Origin of the sequence: Streptomyces fumanus (assembly GCF_014655295.1) — a bacterium.
Classification (GTDB): Bacteria; Actinomycetota; Actinomycetes; order Streptomycetales; family Streptomycetaceae; genus Streptomyces; species Streptomyces fumanus.
The window spans coordinates 153,530-170,010 of the sequence record NZ_BNBI01000007.1 but is presented as its reverse complement, the minus strand read 5'-3'; the positions used below and the strand labels follow the sequence as shown (position 1 = coordinate 170,010).

13 protein-coding genes are annotated in these 16,481 nt (G+C 74.1%); 9 read left to right on the top strand and 4 right to left on the bottom strand.

Annotated elements, in window-relative coordinates:
- Positions 1-139 precede the first annotated feature (139 nt).
- From IE316_RS17210 to IE316_RS17180, 7 genes are all read left to right on the top strand, one after another.
- Positions 140-1,132, top strand: coding sequence for an NAD-dependent epimerase/dehydratase family protein (locus IE316_RS17210; RefSeq protein WP_229910451.1), 993 nt, complete (start codon positions 140-142; stop codon positions 1,130-1,132).
- Positions 1,133-1,137: 5 nt separating this feature from the next.
- Entirely contained in the window at positions 1,138-3,087 is a 1,950-nt protein-coding gene (asnB, locus tag IE316_RS17205) for an asparagine synthase (glutamine-hydrolyzing) (RefSeq protein ID WP_190205239.1), read from the top strand.
- 7 nt (positions 3,088-3,094) lie between these two features.
- Positions 3,095-4,303 (top strand): glycosyltransferase family protein, encoded by a 1,209-nt coding sequence (locus tag IE316_RS17200; protein WP_190205238.1) that lies wholly within the window; start codon positions 3,095-3,097, stop codon positions 4,301-4,303.
- On the top strand, positions 4,300-5,841 hold the full coding sequence (locus IE316_RS17195; protein WP_190205237.1) for an asparagine synthetase B family protein: 1,542 nt from the start codon (positions 4,300-4,302) through the stop codon (positions 5,839-5,841). The genes IE316_RS17200 and IE316_RS17195 overlap by 4 nt, the downstream gene beginning before the upstream one ends.
- 75 nt (positions 5,842-5,916) lie before the next feature.
- Positions 5,917-7,431, top strand: coding sequence for a B12-binding domain-containing radical SAM protein (locus IE316_RS17190; protein WP_190205236.1), 1,515 nt, complete (start codon positions 5,917-5,919; stop codon positions 7,429-7,431).
- Positions 7,421-8,755, top strand: coding sequence for a hypothetical protein (locus IE316_RS17185; protein WP_229910425.1), 1,335 nt, complete (start codon positions 7,421-7,423; stop codon positions 8,753-8,755). The genes IE316_RS17190 and IE316_RS17185 overlap by 11 nt, the downstream gene beginning before the upstream one ends.
- On the top strand, positions 8,755-10,347 hold the full coding sequence (locus IE316_RS17180) for a carbamoyltransferase C-terminal domain-containing protein (RefSeq protein ID WP_190205235.1): 1,593 nt from the start codon (positions 8,755-8,757) through the stop codon (positions 10,345-10,347). The genes IE316_RS17185 and IE316_RS17180 overlap by 1 nt, the downstream gene beginning before the upstream one ends.
- Positions 10,348-10,387: 40 nt before the next feature.
- Here the strand turns inward: IE316_RS17180 and IE316_RS17175 are convergent, their stop codons facing one another.
- The 4 genes from IE316_RS17175 to IE316_RS17160 all read right to left on the bottom strand — a co-directional run bounded on the left by IE316_RS17175 (position 10,388) and on the right by IE316_RS17160 (position 13,953).
- On the bottom strand, positions 10,388-11,218 hold the full coding sequence (locus tag IE316_RS17175) for a Moenomycin biosynthesis protein MoeN5 (RefSeq protein ID WP_229910424.1): 831 nt from the start codon (positions 11,216-11,218) through the stop codon (positions 10,388-10,390).
- Entirely contained in the window at positions 11,215-12,039 is an 825-nt protein-coding gene (locus IE316_RS17170; protein WP_190205234.1) for a geranylgeranylglyceryl/heptaprenylglyceryl phosphate synthase, read from the bottom strand. The genes IE316_RS17175 and IE316_RS17170 overlap by 4 nt, the downstream gene beginning before the upstream one ends.
- Before the next feature lie 565 nt (positions 12,040-12,604).
- Complete coding sequence (locus IE316_RS17165; RefSeq protein ID WP_190205233.1) at positions 12,605-13,285, bottom strand: hypothetical protein; 681 nt, start codon at positions 13,283-13,285, stop codon at positions 12,605-12,607.
- Positions 13,282-13,953 carry an ATP-binding cassette domain-containing protein gene (locus IE316_RS17160; RefSeq protein ID WP_190205232.1) on the bottom strand — a complete coding sequence of 224 codons (672 nt, stop codon included), beginning with the start codon at positions 13,951-13,953 and terminating at the stop codon, positions 13,282-13,284. The genes IE316_RS17165 and IE316_RS17160 overlap by 4 nt, the downstream gene beginning before the upstream one ends.
- Positions 13,954-14,404: 451 nt before the next feature.
- On the opposite strand from IE316_RS17160, the gene IE316_RS17155 reads away from it, so the two are divergent.
- Together IE316_RS17155 and IE316_RS17150 are read left to right on the top strand one after the other, a co-directional pair.
- On the top strand, positions 14,405-15,613 hold the full coding sequence (locus tag IE316_RS17155; protein ID WP_190205231.1) for a glycosyltransferase family 2 protein: 1,209 nt from the start codon (positions 14,405-14,407) through the stop codon (positions 15,611-15,613).
- A 39-nt stretch (positions 15,614-15,652) separates the two neighbouring features.
- The gene (locus IE316_RS17150) at positions 15,653-16,468 is read left to right on the top strand and encodes a glycosyltransferase family 2 protein (RefSeq protein ID WP_190205230.1); all 816 of its coding nucleotides are present in this window, start codon (positions 15,653-15,655) and stop codon (positions 16,466-16,468) included.
- Positions 16,469-16,481 lie beyond the last annotated feature (13 nt).

Here is a 16,481-nt window from a genome sequence, read left to right as displayed (position 1 = left end):
GGTTGCGCGGTCGGTCCGGTCGATCCGGAGGCAGCCACGCGTACGTGCACCGACTGCACCGCCCAGCACCGCCTTGATCAGTCTCATCTGAGCGAAACAAGGGGGATTCGTGTCGAGCGACATACGCGGAACGGACCCGATGGACGGCGACGTCCTGGTCACCGGTGCGGCCGGTTTCATCGGATCTCATCTCGTGACGGAATTACGGAGTTCCGGAAGAAACGTCGTGGCGTTGGACCGCAGGCCCTTTCCGGATCATCCGGAGCGGCGGTCACCGGGCCTTTCCGGTTCCCTCCGGACGATACGCGGTGATCTCAACTCACTGCCGCTGGCGGATTGTCTGGAAAACACCTCGACGGTGTTCCACCTGGCCGCATTACCCGGGGTCCGCCCGTCGTGGACCCAATTCCCCGAGTACCTCCAGTGCAACGTACTGGCCACCCAGCGGCTGCTGGACGCCTGCGTCCAGGCCGGGGTGGCCCGCGTGGTGGTCGCCTCCTCGTCCAGCGTGTACGGCGGCGCGGACGGCCCGATGAGCGAGGACGACCTGCCGCGCCCGCTCTCCCCCTACGGGGTCACCAAGCTCGCCGCGGAGCGGCTGGCCCTGGCCTTCGCCGCCCGGGGCGACGCCGAACTGTCCGTCGGCGCCCTGCGGTTCTTCACCGTCTACGGCCCCGGGCAGCGTGCGGACATGTTCATCTCCCGCCTGATCCGGTCGACGCTGCGCCACGAGCCCGTGGAGATCTACGGCGACGGCACCCAGCTCCGGGACTTCACCCACGTGTCCGACGTGGTGCGCGCGCTGGTGCTGGCCGCGGCGGTCCGGGACCGGGGCAGCACGGTGCTGAACATCGGCACCGGCAGCGCCGTCTCGGTCAACGAAGTGGTGTCGATGACCGCCGAGCTGACCGGATCGCGCCCCTGCACCTCCTACGGCGCGCCCCGCATCGGCGACGTCCGCTCCACCACCGCCGATGTCCGGCGGGCGGCCCGGGTGCTGGGCTTCACCGCCCGGACCGGGCTGCGCGAGGGACTCGCCACCCAGATCGAGGCGACCCGGCGGTCCCTGGCCCGCGAGGCCCAGGACGCCGTCGCGGTCGGCGGGTCCACGGCGTCCGCGCCGCGACGGTAGCCGGCATGTGCGGCTTCGTCGGGTTCAGTGACGCCGGCGCCGGCCGGGAGGAGACGCGGGCCACGGCCGAGCACATGCTCGCCGCCGTGGCGCACCGCGGCCCCGACGGCTCGGGCCGGCTGCACCACCGGGGCGTCACCCTCGCGCACTGCGCCCTCACCTTCACCGACCCCGACCACGGCACGCAGCCGTTCGTCTCCGCGTCCGGCGCGACCGCCCTGGTGTTCAACGGCGAGATCTACAACCACGCCGACCTGCGCGCCGAACTGCGGGCCGCCGGGGTCGCGCTGCGCACCGGCAGCGACACCGAGGTGCTGGTGGAGCTGTACGAGCTGCGGGGCACGGGGATGTTCGACCGGCTGCGGGGCATGTTCGCCTTCGCCCTGCACGACGCCCGCACCGGCACCACCGTGCTGGCCCGCGACCCGATGGGCAAGAAGCCCCTCTACTACACCCGGGTACCGGACGGCATCGCCTTCGCCTCCGAACTCACCGCCCTGCTGCGGCACCCCGCCGCGCCCCGCGACCCCGACCTCGGGGCGCTCGCCGACTACCTGGTGTTCCAGGCGTTCTGCGCTCCCGCCTCGGCCGTGCGGGGGGTGCGCAAGGTACGCCCGGGAAGCTGGGTCGCCCATGAGCGCGGGCGGCTGCGGGAGACCGAGTTCTGGCGGCCCCGCCTGACCTCCGGCACCGGGACGCGCCGGGGCCCCGGACTGCGGGAGGCCGAGCGGCGGTTCGAGGAGCTGTTCCGGGCCGCCGTGGCCCGCCGGGTCACCAGCACCGACCGCCGCCTGGGCGTGCTGCTCAGCGGCGGGCTGGACTCCAGCGCGGTGGCCGCGGTGGCCCAGCAGCTCCAGCCGGGCCAGCCGGTGCCCACCTTCAGCGCCGGGTTCGCCGACCCGGACTTCGACGAGAGCGGCCACGCCCTGGCGGTGGCCCGCCACCTCGGCACCGAGCACCACGTCGTCCGGATCGGCGGCCCGGAGCTGGCGGGCGTGGTGGAGTCCGAACTGGCGCACGCCGACGAGCCGCTGGCCGATCCCTCGCTGCTGCCGATGCGCCTGGTCTGCCGGGCCGCCCGCGCCCATGTGCGGGGCGCCCTGACCGGTGACGGCGCCGACGAACTGCTCCTGGGGTACCGCTACTTCCAGGCCGAGCGGGCGATCGAGCTGGCGCTGCGCGTGCTGCCGGCCCCCAGGCTGGAGGCCCTGGTCCGGCAGCTCGCGCGCCATCTGCCGGCCCGGTCCGGCAACCTGCCCGTGGCGGCGGCCCTCGGACTGCTGGCCAAGGGACTGCGCGCCGCGCCGGAACACCGCTTCTACCTGTCGACGGCGCCCTTCGCCCCGGGCGAGCTGCCCCGTCTGCTCACCCCGGAGGCCGGGGCCGAGCTGGCCGGGCACGACCCGTTCGCCGAGGTCGCGCGCCTCCTGCGGGACCAGCCCGGCCTCTCCCCGGTGCAGTCGAGCCAGCTCGCCGTGACGGCGCACTTCCTGCGGGACGTGATCCTCACCAAGACCGACCGGGGCGGGATGCGCAGCGCCCTCGAACTGCGCTCGCCCTTCCTCGACCTGGACCTGGTCGAGTACGGCAACTCACTGCCCACCGGGCTGAAACTGCGCCGGTTCACCGGCAAGTTCCTGCTGCGGCGGATCGCCGCCGACTGGCTCCCGCCGGCCGTCGTCCGCAGGACCAAGCTGGGCTTCCGCGCGCCGATGGCCGCGCTGCTCCGCGGCGAGCTGCGGCCGCTGCTGCTGGACACCCTCTCCGCGCCGGCGCTGCGCCGCGGCGGTGTGTTCGACACCGGGGCGGTGCGCCTGCTGGTCGACGACCACCTCGGCGGCCGGCGGGACACCTCCCGCAAGCTGTGGGCCCTCCTGGTCCACCAGCTCTGGGCCGGGAACCTGACGGCCCGGCCCCGCTCCTGCGAGTCCCCCGCGTATCCGGCCCGCTCCTAGGAGAACCATGGCTGCTCCCGACCGACCGCTCGTCCACGTGCTCTCCCCCCGCACCTGGGGCGAGTTCGGCAACTACCTGGCCGCGACGCGTTTCTCCCGCGCCCTGCGGAGCGTGCTCGACGCGGAGGTGACCCTGCTGGAGGCGGAGCCGATCCTGCCGTGGATCGGCGAGGCCGGGGCGGAGATCCGGACCATCTCCCTGGAGAGCCCCGACGCGGACGTCCGCAACCAGCGGTACATGGCCCTCATGGACCGCCTCCAGGCACGCTTCCCGGAGGGTTTCGAGGCCGATCCCACCCCCGCCCAGCGGGCCGACCTGGAGCCCCTCACCCGGCATCTGGGCGAGGCCGCCCCGGACGTGGTGGTCGGCACCAAGGGCTTCGTGGCGCGGCTGTGCGTGGCCGCCGTCCGGCTCGCCGGGACCTCCACCCGGGTGGTCAGCCACGTCACCAACCCCGGGCTGCTGCAGTTGCCGCTGCACCGCAGCCGCTATCCCGACCTGACGCTGGTCGGCTTCCCCCGGGCGAAGGAGCACCTGGTCGAGACGGCCGGCGCCGATCCGGACCGGGTGCGGGTGGTGGGGCCGCTCGTCGCCCAGCACGACCTGCGGGACTTCATGACCGGCGACTCGGCCGGCGCCGACTCCGGCCCCTGGGGCGACGACGAGGGCCCGGACCGCCCCCGGGTGATCATCTTCTCCAACCGGGGCGGGGAGACGTACCCGGAGCTGGTGCGGCGACTCGCCGACCGGCACCCGGACATCGACCTGGTCTTCGTCGGCTACGGCGACCCCGAGCTGGCCCGCCGCACCGCCGCCCTGGGCCGGCCGCACTGGCGGTTCCACAGCGTGCTCAGCCAGCGCGAGTACTTCGACTACATCCGCCGCGCCTCCCGCTCCCGGTACGGGCTCCTCGTCTCCAAGGCCGGCCCCAACACCACCCTGGAGGCGGCCTACTTCGGCATCCCGGTGCTGATGCTGGAATCCGGGCTGCCGATGGAGCGGTGGGTGCCCGGCCTGATCGACGAGGAGGGGCTGGGCCGCGCCTGCGCCACCCCCGGGGAACTCTTCGCCACGGCGGACGACTGGCTGTCCCGCCCGGCGGTGATCGAGGGGCACAAGAAGGCCGCCCTCGCCTTCGCCGACTCCGTGCTGGACCAGGACGCGGTGACGGAACGGATCGGGGCCGCCGTCCGGCCGCTGCTGGACGCCCGGTGACCCCCCGCCGCGACACCGCCCCCGCCCCCCGCCTCCTGCTGGTCGCGGGGGCCGGCGGGGTGCGCGCCGAGGGCGACAAGGAGGTGCGCCTGGGGCACCCCCTCACCGGCGACCACCTGGCCCCCGGCCCGCCGGCCGAGGGCGTCTTCGCCGGCTGGCGCTGGGACGGCGAGCGCCTGCTGGCCCGCAACGACCGGTACGGCATCTTCCCGCTGTTCTACCGGTCCGGCGGGGCCTCGCTCGCCCTCTCCCCCGACCCGCTGGCGCTGCTGCCCGCCGACGGGCCCGCCGAGCTGGACCACGACGCGCTGGCCGTCTTCCTGCGGCTGGGCTTCTTCCTCGCCGAGGACACCGCCTTCGCCGGCATCCGCGCGCTGCCCCCGGCGGCCACGCTGACCTGGGAGACGGGCCGGACGCGCCTGCGGCACGGGGAGCCGCCGCGCCCCGGGCCCGCCGCACTGACCGAGACGCAGGCGGTGGACGGCTTCATCGACCTGTTCCGCGCCGCGGTGGCCCGCCGGGCGCCCGGCGAACCGTACGAGCTGCCGCTCAGCGGCGGCCGGGACTCGCGGCACATCCTGCTCGAACTGTGCCGTCTGGGGACACCACCGCGGCGGTGCGTGAGCGGTGCGAAGTTCCCGCCCGACCCGGGGGCCGACGCCCGGGTCGCGGCCGTCCTCGCCGGCCGGCTGGGTCTGCCGCACACGGTGGTGCCGCGTCCACGGGCGCAGTTCCGCGCCGAGCTGACCGCGCTGACCGCGCAGGGCATGACGACCCTGGACGGCGCCTGGACCCAGCCGCTGCTGGCGTACCTGCGCCGCCACAGCCGCCTTGCCTACGACGGCCTGGGCGGCGGGGAACTGGCCCAGAACCCCAGCGTCGCCTTCATCCGCGCCCACCCCTACGACCCCGCCCATCTGCCGGACCTCGCCGACCGGTTGCTGGACGCGGGCCGGACCGGGCCGTACGTGGAACACCTGCTGGGTCCGCGCACCGCCGTGCTGTGGAGCAGACGGGCCGCCCGGCGCCGCCTGGTCACCGAGCTGGCCCGGCACGCGGACAGCGCCTGCCCCCTCAGCTCCTTCTTCTTCTGGAACCGGACCCGCCGCTCGATCTCGGCGGCCCCGTTCGCGCTGGGCGACGGACGGCTCGTGACGCACACCCCCTACCTCGACCACGCCCTCTTCGACCACCTCGCCTCGGTGCCCCGCCGGTTCCTGATCGACGGCACCTTCCACGACCGGGCGCTGCACCGGGCCTTCCCCGAACACGCCGGCCTCGGCTTCGCCTCGGCGGTGCCGCAGCGGCACGGGCCCGCGCTGGCCGCGCACCGGCTGGCGTACCTGCTGTCGTTCCTCGCGCACGCGGTGGCCGTGGAACCGCAGTGGTGGCGCGGCCCCGACCGCTTCCTGCACCGCCTGCTGGCCGCGGGGCGGGGGCCCGGGGCGCCGCAGCGCGTCAGCCGGCTCCAGCCCCTGGCGCTCTATCTGCTGCGACTGGAGGACCTCGCCACCGGGCGGGCCGGCCGCCGCTCCTAGCGGCCGCACCCGCACCGCCGCCCCACCCGCGCACCGCACCGACCACGGCCGCAGGGCCCAGAAGGAGCGCACCACATGCGAAAGACACTGCCCGTGATCAGCACAGGTCCCGCCGCGGGGACGGCCTCGGGCGGCTGCTCGGCCACGGCCGCGGCCCCGGCCCGCTCGGCCCTGCCGCTGTGGCGCAAGCGCAGGCTGCGCATCGCCCTGGTGCGCCACCACGACCTGTGCCTGAACACCCGTCAGATCGCCCGGGTCCAGAAGCGGGCCGGGGTCCTGCCCCACCTCGGGCTGGGCTACATCCACACCGCGCTGAAGACGGCCGGGTTCCACCACGTCATCCAGGTGGACACCCCCGCCCTCGGCCTGGACAGCGAGGGGCTGCGCCGGCTGCTCGCGGACTTCGGGCCGGACCTGGTCGGGGTGAGCACCACGACACCCGGACTGCCCGGTGCCGTCGAGGCGTGCGAGGCGGCCAAGAGCACCGGGGCCAAGGTGATCCTGGGCGGGCCGCACACGGAGGTGTACGCGCACGAGAACCTCGTCCACGACTGCATCGACTACATCGGCGTCGGCGAAGGCATCACGATCATGCCGGAGCTGGCGGAGGCGATGGAGCGCGGCGAGGACCCCGAGGGCATCCGGGGCCTGGTGACCCGCAAGCACGACGGCGGGGCCGCGCCCATGGTGAACCTGGAGGAGGTCGGCTGGCCCGAGCGCTCCGGCCTGCCGATGGACCGCTACTACTCCATCATGGCCCCGCGGCCGTTCGCCACGATGATCTCCAGCCGCGGCTGCCCCTTCAAGTGCAGCTTCTGCTTCAAGCAGGCGGTGGACAAGAAGTCCATGTACCGCAGCCCCGAGGACGTCGTCGGCGAGATGACGGAGCTGAAGGAGCGGTGGGGGGTGAAGGAGATCATGTTCTACGACGACGTGTTCACCCTGCACCGCGGCCGGGTGCGGGAGATCTGCGCGCTCATCGGGGAGCGGGGCCTGAAGGTCCGGTGGGAGGCGCCCACCCGCGTCGACCTGGTGCCCGAGCCGCTGCTGAAGGCGATGGCCGGGGCCGGGTGCGTACGCCTGCGGTTCGGCATCGAGCACGGCGACAGCGAGATCCTGCAGCGGATGCGCAAGGAGAGCGACCTGGAGAAGATCGAGAAGGCGGTCACCGACGCGCACGACGCCGGGATCAAGGGCTTCGGGTACTTCATCGTCGGCTGGCTCGACGAGACCCGGGAGCAGTTCCGCCGGACCGTCGACCTCGCCTGCCGGCTCCCGCTGGACTACGCCAGCTTCTACACCGCGACGCCGCTGCCCGGCACCCCGCTGCACACCGAGTCCGTGGCGGCCGGCCGCATCCCGCCCGACTACTGGGACCGGTTCGTGCGCGGCGAGTTCGACGCGCGGATCGGCTACCTGGTGCCGGACGCGCAGGAGCGCGCGCAGCGGGCGTACCGGTCGTTCTTCATGCGCCGTTCGATGGTCAAGCCGCTGCTGACGCACATGGCGGTGACCGGCCAGTGGCGCAACACCCTGGACGGTCTGCGCAGCCTGCACCGGTCCACGTCCAACACCGACCGTGACTTCTGAGCCCGCGGCCCCGGCCGCCCCGCGCCCGCCGGCCCGCCCGGGGCCGCCGGTGCCGCTCAACCGCCCGCTGGGGCCGGGCCGGCGCCGCCCGGCCGGCGAGGGCCCGCTGACGCACCATCTGCGCCGCACGATGGCCCGGGGTTTCCGGCCGCCCGCCTCCTGGGACGTGCCGGTCCGGTACCTGCTGCCGGGACGGCCGCAGGACGGGACCGGGCGGCCCGAGGAGGCTGCGGCGGCGCTGCGCACGCCCCCCGGACGGCCGGGCATCGCGATGGTCGTGCCGACCTATGTCACCCGGACCGGCCTGGCGCGGCAGCGCGAGTGGTTCGGCGCCCTGCTGGACCAGGCGGCCACGGCGGCCCGGGACCATCCCCGAGTGCCGCTGGTGCTGTTCGTCGGCATGCAGTGGTCGTCGGCCGGTGAGGAGACGGAGTCGCTGCGGCGGCTGCGGGTCCTGCTGGAGGACGCCCGCGCCAGGCTGCCCGGGCTGCGGGTGTGCGGACTGTCGCTGCCCGGTCCGGGCAAGCCGCGCACCCTCAACGGGGCCATCGCGGTCGCCGAGCTGCTCGGCTGCGCGGGCGTCGGGTGGGCCGACGACGACGTGGTCCTGGCCGAGGGCTGCCTGTCCGCGCTGGTACGGGACTTCCTGGCGGCGGGGTGCCGGGGCGCGGTCGGCGCGACCAAGATCGCGCACACCCACACGTACGCCACCTCCCGGCTGCTGTCCCGGGCCAAGGCGATCGCCGCGCCGGCCACCGGTTATCCGCACGGCTGCTGCCTGCTGGTCGCCACCGACGTGGTCTCCGGCGGGCTGCCGGGACGCTATCTCTCCGACGACGGCTATGTGTGCTACCGGCTCCTCGACCCCGCGCTGCCCGACCCGCTGGCCCAGTTGCGGCTGGTTCCGGACGCCCGGTGCCACTACTACGTGGCGGGGCCGGCCGGCGAGACCCGCCGCCGGATCCGCCGGCTGCTGCTCAACCACCTCGTCGACGTGGCCGACTGGCCGCTGCCCGTGGTCCGGTACTACATCGGTCACGTCCTCTTCGGCGGCATGTGGCCCCTGACCGGCTTCGACTCCTCCCGCGGGGTCCGGCACGGCGTGCAGAAGGCGCTCATCAAGTGGCTGTACTTCGCGTGGTTCGCGGGCGTCGGCGGCGAGCTGTACGCGCGCGGGCTGCTGGGCCGGCCGCTGCGCGGCATCGAGTGGGCCCCGTACTCGGACATCCGCAGGCTCACCCCGTCGTCCTCCTCGTCGTCCCCGTCCTCCCCGTCACCGTCCGATGCGTCCGGGCCGTCCTCCTCCATGCCTCAGGAGAGCTGATGAAGGTACTCTCGCTCCACTCCGCCGGGCACGACACCGGCGTCGCCTACTTCGAGGACGGGCAACTGGTCTTCGCCGTCGAGACCGAGCGGCTCACCCGGGTCAAGCACGACCACCGCAGCGACGTGGCCCTGCGGCACGTGCTGGCGCAGGAGTGCGTGGACGCCGACGGCATCGACCTGGTGGCGGTGAGCACCCCGGTGCGCAGCGGGCTGCTGCGCATCCCCGACCTGGACCGGGCCCTGGAGCGGACGGCGGCGGGCGCGCCGCACCACCGGACCGTCTGCGAGATGCTGGGCCGCCGGGTGGAGTGCGTGGTGGTCACCCACGAGGTCTCGCACGGGGCGCTGGCCGCCCACTACGCGGGCTGGCAGGAGGGCACCGTCGTCCTCGTCAACGAGGGCCGCGGACAGGTCACCCGCAGCTCCCTGTTCCGGGTGTCCGAGGGGGCGCTGGAGTGGATCGGCAAGGATCCGCTGCCCTGGTACGGCAACGGCTTCGGGTGGACGGCCATCGGCTACCTCCTCGGTTTCGGGCCGAGCCCCAGCGTGGCCGGCAAGGTGATGGCCCTGGGCGGCTACGGGCAGCCCGACGACCGCATCCGCGAACAGTTGCTGGCGGTCGACCCCGATGTGATGAACGACCGGGAACTGGCCGAGCGGGTCCGCGCGGACCTCGCCGCCCGGCCCGAGTTCGACTCCGGGTTCGAGACGGCCGCGCACGTGGTGGCGACGTTCCAGGAGATGTTCACCGAGGCCGTCCGGGAGGTCCTGGACCGGCAGGTGACGCGCACGGACGCGGGGGTGGGCCCGATCGCCCTCGGCGGCGGCTGCGCCCTGAACATCGTGGCCAACTCGGCGCTGCGGGCGCACTTCGGGCGGGACATCGCCGTCCCGCCCGCCTGCGGGGACGCGGGGCACCTGGCCGGGGCCGGCGTCTACGCGCTGGCGCAGGTGGCCGGCGTACGGCCGGAGCCGTTCGACGTGTACCGCAACGGCGAGGGCGACAGCCGCGCCGAGGTCCTGGACGCGGTGGAGCGCGCGGGGCTGCGGGCCGTCGACTACGACCGGTCCGAGGTCGCGGGGGTGCTGGCGGCCGGTGGTGTGGTGGCGCTGACGCGGGGGGCGGCGGAGCTGGGGCCGCGCGCCCTGGGGCACCGGTCGCTGCTGGGTTCGCCCTCGGTGCCGGGGATGCGCGCGCGCATGAGCGAGAAGCTGAAGCAGCGCGAGTGGTACCGGCCGCTGGGCGCCGTGCTGCGCGAGGAGCGGTTCGCCGCGCTGTACCCGGGGCAGTTTCCGTCGCCGTACATGCTCTTCGAGTACCCGCTGCCGGAGCGGGTCGCGCCCGAGGCCCGGCACGTCAACGGCACCTGCCGGATCCAGACCCTGGGCCCCGGCGAGGAGCAACTGTACGGTCTGCTCGGCGCGTTCGAGGCGCTGACCGGGGAGCCCGCGCTGATCAACACCTCGCTCAACGGGCCGGGCCGGCCCATCGCGCACACCGCCCGGGACGTGCTCGATGACTTCGCGCACACGGACGTCGACCTGTTCGTCTTCGACGACCTGATGGTGCGGGGCGACGCGGCCCGCTGACGCCGGGCGGCCGGCCGGCGGCGTACCGGCCGGCCGCCGGTCAGCTCTCCAGGTGCCGGGGGACCAGCCGGGTCAGCACGTCGTCGGTGTAGAGGTGGACGACCGGTACCAGACCGGGGGCGCCGGGCGGGGTGCGGACGGCGGCCAGTGCCCGCCCGCGCAGTTCCTCCAGGTGGTCCACGACGTCCTGGCCGGTCACCGCTCCGGTCCGCATCAGGTGCCCGAGGTTGCCGTCCCGCTCGCCGTCGCGGTCGTAGTCGGTCAGGTCGTCGGCCGTGGTGATGGTCAGCGCGAACGCCTCCGCGAACTCCCGTACCGCGTCGCGTGGTTGGCCCTGGTCGCCGCAGACGGCGGCGAGGGCCCCGTAGCGGCCCAGGAAGGCGGCGCCGTAGGTGTCCGCGTGGGCGCGCCACTCCTGGAGGCTGGTCGCCCGGCTGCGCTTGGTGCCTATCTGCCCGCCGCACAGGTGGACGGCGTCCCGCTCCAGGATGTCCGTCACCGCCTTGGGGTCGTGGGCGAGCGCGGCCAGTTCGTGCAGGGCGCGCAGGTGCAGGCGGAGGCAGACGCAGGCGAGTTCGACCCGGTCCAGGCCGGTGTCGTCGTCCATCAGGTCGTCGAGGAGCTTCATGGCGACGATGTCGAGGGCCAGCGCGCGGGAGACCGCGGCCCGCCGCCCCGGGTCGGCCGTCCACTCGGTGAGGAAGTGGGGCACCCGCAGATACAGGCGGAGGGCGGCGGTGTGGGCCACCAGCTCCGGCGATCCGCCGGTGCCGGCCACGCACCGGGTGACGTGGTCGCGGTTGGCGGCCTCGGCGGCGAGCATGGACCGCGTGTACGCGTCGGGCAGGGCGGTGACCGGGGCCGCCGTCACCGCCCGCTCCCGGGGCGGGTGCCGCCGATCTCGGCGAGGGTGGCCCGCCAGTCCGGGTGCTCCAGCGCCCCGGCGAAGCCCACGTGGTCGGCCCCGCTGTCGAGGTAGTCGCTGACCTGCCGGCCGGTGCGGACGTTGCCGCTGACGAAGAGGACCTGGTCGGGGCCGAGTCCCTTGTGGAAGTGGCGGACGACCTCCAGCGGCACATGGTCGTTGCGGGAGTACAGGTAGACCATGTGGAAGCCGAAGGTCCGGGTGACGTGCAGGTGCCGGTCGATCTCCTCGGTGCCGGCGGTGTTCACCGGCACGGTGCCCAGCAGCTCCCCGGTGCGCCGGTCGTCGCCGAAGGTGAGGGCGGCGGTGAGGATCAGTTCGGGCCACTCCTCGCGGGGTATCCGGCCGGGGCAGGCGTCCAGGGTCTCCAGGAAGCTCTTCCACACGTAGTAGTCGTCGCCGGAGCCCAGCAGCGCGGGCAGCAGCATGGCGTCGGCGCCCCGGACCACCGGGAAACCGGAGCCCGGCCGGGGCGGGAAGTGCAGCACCACCGGCAGCGGTGTGACCGCCTTGACCGCCGCCACGTACGGCTCCATGTGCGACTCGAAGGACTCGTAGTCGGTGCTGGCCAGAATGACGGCGGCGAAGCCCAGCCTGGTGAGCTCCGCCGCCTTCTCCACCGCTTCCGTCACCGGCACCTTGAAGGGGTCGATGATGTGGACGGGGCCCGGGTGGGCGCGCAGCCGGGCGAGGACCCGCCCGGGGCGCCACAGCGGTGGTGCGGCCGGGAGTCCGGTGTGATGGTCGAGCCGCGGTAAGGCGTTCACCAGCGTCTTCCCCCTTGTCGTCCGGGCGGGTCGCGCGACGGGGCGCCGGCCGCGTCACGCGTTCGGGTGAGGTGTCGCGCGTTCGGGCGGAGGTGCGGGGTGGTGCCCTGGTTCTGGGGATCGTCCGCCGGCCGGCCCGCGCGGGGTCCGGCACGGCACGCCGGTGCCGCGGCGGGCGGCCACTAGGCCGGCGTCGCCTCGCGGTGTTCCGTCAGGCCCGCGCCGGGAGCCACCGGAGCGTTCCGGTGTCCGCTGCGGTGCGGGGAAAGAGGAGCGCTCCGGAATCCTTCGGTGGGCCCGTCGGCGCATTCACCGGTGGACGAACCAAGGGCGTCGTTCACGTGCTCCCCTTCCATTGGAGAGACGGACAGCGAGGCCACCGGGCCGCGTGGCGAACAGGGAGCGGCAGGGCGGTTGCCGATACTACACGCGTTCGTTTCCACGGGGTAGGGATGCTTTCCCCGCCGGTTATGGAAGCCCGTTCACAGGGAAGTCGGCCGCGGCAAAGCGGGAACGCCCCGGCGTGTTTGCCGCGCGGGGCGTTTCCCGTGGTCCGGGGCGTAATTCAGGCGAATTGCAGATGGCGCCGGCGCCGCAATCGGCCCGCCGTCACACAGCCGCTCGCCACCATCAGCAGCAGCGTCACGCCGAGGGCGTGGGCCGCCCCGGAGCCGAGCGAACCGGCACCGGCGCCGTCGACGGCGTACGTGATGATCTCCCGGGTCGACCAGAAGGGCAGCACCTTGGCCGAATCCTTGGCCGGGTCCATCACCATCTGGGCGCCGATGACGGAGATGAGCAGCAGGGCGCCCTCCATGTCCCGGGGCACCACCGCCCCCAGCAGCAGCCCCAGGGGCACGGCGACCAGCGTGGTCAGGGCCAGTTCCAGCAGGACGGCCCGCGGGTGCGCCAGGTCCTGCCCGACCAGCACGACCACGGCGTACAGGGCGCTGACGCCCAGCCCGGCGGCGAGCAGGGCCAGCAGCCGGCCCGCGAAGAGCTGGAGCGGGCGGAACCCGGACAGGGCGAGCAGCGGTTCGATCTCCCGGCCGCCGACCGTGGAGAAGAGGGCGGCGGCGCTGACCGCGAAGCCCACGCCGAGGCTGGCGAAGCGGACCGCCTGCCCGGTCTGGTCGTAGCGGCCGAGGTAGAAGACGAGCGGGACCAGCAGCAGCAGGCCCAGCACGCCCCGCCGGCGCAGCAGTTCGCGGAGGGTGGCGTCCGCCATCCGCAGGGTGGCCGTCATCGGATGCCCCTGTCCTTGCCGGGGGTGAGGTCCAGCACCTGGTCCACCCGGTCGAGTCGGTTGAGCATGTGGGTGACCACGACGACGGCCCGGCCGGCCTCGCGCCAGGCCCAGACGCTGCGCCAGAAGTCCACGTACGAACCGCGGTCGAACCCCTGGTAGGGCTCGTCGAGGAGCAGCAGGTCGGGGTCGCCGAGGGCGGAGAGCACGACGTTCAGCTTCTGCCGGGTGCCGCCCGACAGGTCCTTGGCGAGGACGCCGCGCGCGGGGGACCAGTCGAGTTCGCCGGCGAGTCTGCGTCCCCGGCGGTCGGACTCCCGGCGGCTCAGGCCCCGGCCGGTGCCGAAGAGGGTGAAGTGCTCCCCCGGGGTCAGGAAACCCATGACGCCGGCGTTCTGCGGGCAGTAGCCGACGCTGCCGGAGACGGTGACCCGCCCCTTGTCGGGGGAGATCAGGCCGGCGCAGATCTTCAGCAGGGTGGACTTGCCCGCGCCGTTGCCGCCGACGATCGCGGCGACCTCGCCCGCGCGCACGACGAGGTCCACACCGGTCAGGACCCGGCGGCGTCTGTAACGCTTCACGATGCCCCGCGCGTGCAGCACGATCTTGCGGTCGGCGGGCTCGGCCGTGCCGCGGAACTCCTCCCGGGCACCGGCGGAATAGCCCATGACTGTCACCTTTCTGTCGACCGCGGCGAACGGCACGCAATGCGGCCCCGATGGTCAGCATTCGTGACCCCGGCCGGGTCCCCGGCCCGGCCGGAACGCGCGGACTCAGCCTGCCACACGCGGTGTACGGGGCGGCCAGGATCGCGATTCCCCCTGGAACTCCGAGTCCTCGCGGGCCGGTTCCGGGGGATTGTACGGGCGGCCGGCCGGGGCCGGAGTGCCGTCCCTCCGTATTTCGGCCAACTGACTTATGGGCCCGGAACCGCTCTTGCAGGCCCGCCGGGAAGCTGGTTAGCGTACCGGACCAGCCACATTCATCGCTCACTTGTGCGGTGCCCGCATCAGCGTCTGATGCCTCTCCCCCGGTGTTCGCCGCCGGGACGAGGCCGGTGGGCCGCACCCCGGGTCGGAGCCAGCGGTATGTCCGTCCGGAACGACGAAGGGGACGTGGATGCGCGGGGCGACCGGGGACCGTCGGATGTGGTGGCAACGGGCGGTGGCCCGCGGTTTCGCACCGCCGCCCGCCCGTCCCACCCCCTACGTCCTGGTGGGGCGCGACGGGCCCGGCTCGGACGTGCGCGGCGAGGTGCGCGCGGACGGGGTGCGCGGTGCGCGGCCCGGCACGGCGGCCTTCCCGCTGCCCTCCGGTGGCCTCGGGGTGCTGCTGCCCACCTATGTGGGGCGGTGCGACGCCGCCGCGCACGAGCGGACGTTCCGTCATGTGCTGGACGCCCTGGCGGAGGTGCGGCGGGCCCACCCGTCGCTGCCGCTGTCGCTGTGGGTGGGCCTGCAGTACGGGCCCGGGGAGGACGAGGAGGCGCTGCGCAGGCTGCGCGGGCTGCCCGGGCTGGTCCCCGAGGGCCTCGGCCTCACCCTGGTCGGCCTGGCCCTGCCCGGGCCGGGGAAGCTGCGCACGGTCACTACGGTGCTGCGGCTCTCCGTCGGTCTGGGGTACTCGGGCTGGCTCTGGACCGACGACGACATCGAGATCGCCCCCGGCTGCCTCGCCCTGCTGGTCTCCCGGTTCCTGGAGCGCGGGGCGCGGGGCGCGGTCGGGGCGCACTCGGTGGCGCTGCCCCGGGAGACGGCCACCTCGCAGGCCATGGACCGGGTCTCGGGCGTCACCGCGCCGCCGAAGCCCTGCCCGGCGGCGGCCTGTCTGGTGGTCGCCACCGACGTGCTGGGCACCGGCATCCCGGTCAGACGGCTGACCGACGACGGATACGTGGTGTTCGAACTGCTCGACGCCGAGGCACCCGATCCGCTGCACGACCTCGAAGTGCTGCCCGAGGCCCGGATCAGCTTCTACCGCGTCAGCCGCACCCACGACACCTTCCAGCGGCTGCGCCGCTCCCTCTACAGCCATGTCACCTGCGTCGCCGACTACCCCTGGCCCACCGCGCGGGTCTACCTGACCCGGGTCCTCTTCCACGGCTTGTGGCCGCTCGCGGCCTGGGACGGCAGCCGCGGTCCGGTGCGCGGGGCGCAGCGCTGGCTGGTCAAGGGGGTGCACTTCGCGTGGTTCTGCGGGGTGGCCGGCTCGCTGGCGGTGCGCGGTGCGACCGGCCGGCCCCGGCGGCAGGTGGCCTGGGGCGACGAGGGCGACTACCGCAGCCCCACCGTCGGGGAACCGGCGGCGGGAGCGACCGCCGGGCACTGACACACGCGGCCGCCCCCGAGCGGCCCGGAAGGAGACCCGATGGCGACAGCCGGTCCGGCCCGGGCGGCGGTGACCGTCATCCTGCCGCACTACGACTGCGCGGCGTACCTGGGCACGGCCGTCGCGTCGGTGCTCGCCCAGGACCGTCCCGACCTCCGGCTGACGGTGGTGGACGACTGCTCACCGCACGACCGGTGGGTCCCCGCACTCCGCCCGTACGCCCGCGATCCCCGGCTGACGGTGCTGCGCACCTCCCGCAACGTCGGCCATCTGCGGATCAAGAACAAGGTCCTGGAGTCGGTGGACACCCCCTACGTGGCCTTCCAGGACACCGACGACATCAGCCTGCCGGGCCGGCTCCGCCACCAACTGGCCCTGCTGGAGCGGGACCGCGCCGACCTGGTCGGGTGCGCCTACTCCTACATCGACGAGGCCGGGCGCACCACGGGGCGGCGCCGGATGCCCCGCAACGGCAACCTGTGGATGCGGCTGGGCCGGACGACCGTGCTGCTGCATCCGTCCTCGGTGGTCCGGCGTTCGGTGCTGGAGACCCTCGGCGGTTTCGACGGCACGGTCCGGCTGGGCGCCGACACCGACTTCCACCTGCGGGCGGCCCGCCTGTACCGGCTGCGCAGCGTGCGCAAGGTGCTCTACCGGTACCGGATCTGGCCCAAGTCGCTCACCCAGGCGCCCGGCACCGGGTTCGGGTCCGCCGAGCGCCGGGCGTACACGGAGGCGATGACCGCCCAGGAGCAGCGGCGGCGCCGGGCCCGTACCCGTGAGGAGCTGCTGCCGCTGCTGATCGCCCCGCCCAACGACATCGACTTCACCCTGACCCCGGTCGACATCGGTTAGGGGCGGAGGTGGA

Coding starts and splice junctions, on each gene's coding strand:
- IE316_RS17210 (WP_229910451.1), top strand. CDS start 140: ATGGACGGCGACGTCCTGGTCACCGGTGCGGCCGGTTTCATCGGATCT.
- asnB (WP_190205239.1), top strand. CDS start 1,138: ATGTGCGGCTTCGTCGGGTTCAGTGACGCCGGCGCCGGCCGGGAGGAG.
- IE316_RS17200 (WP_190205238.1), top strand. CDS start 3,095: ATGGCTGCTCCCGACCGACCGCTCGTCCACGTGCTCTCCCCCCGCACC.
- IE316_RS17190 (WP_190205236.1), top strand. CDS start 5,917: ATGCGAAAGACACTGCCCGTGATCAGCACAGGTCCCGCCGCGGGGACG.
- IE316_RS17180 (WP_190205235.1), top strand. CDS start 8,755: ATGAAGGTACTCTCGCTCCACTCCGCCGGGCACGACACCGGCGTCGCC.
- IE316_RS17165 (WP_190205233.1), bottom strand. CDS start 13,285: ATGACGGCCACCCTGCGGATGGCGGACGCCACCCTCCGCGAACTGCTG.
- IE316_RS17160 (WP_190205232.1), bottom strand. CDS start 13,953: ATGGGCTATTCCGCCGGTGCCCGGGAGGAGTTCCGCGGCACGGCCGAG.
- IE316_RS17155 (WP_190205231.1), top strand. CDS start 14,405: ATGCGCGGGGCGACCGGGGACCGTCGGATGTGGTGGCAACGGGCGGTG.
- IE316_RS17150 (WP_190205230.1), top strand. CDS start 15,653: ATGGCGACAGCCGGTCCGGCCCGGGCGGCGGTGACCGTCATCCTGCCG.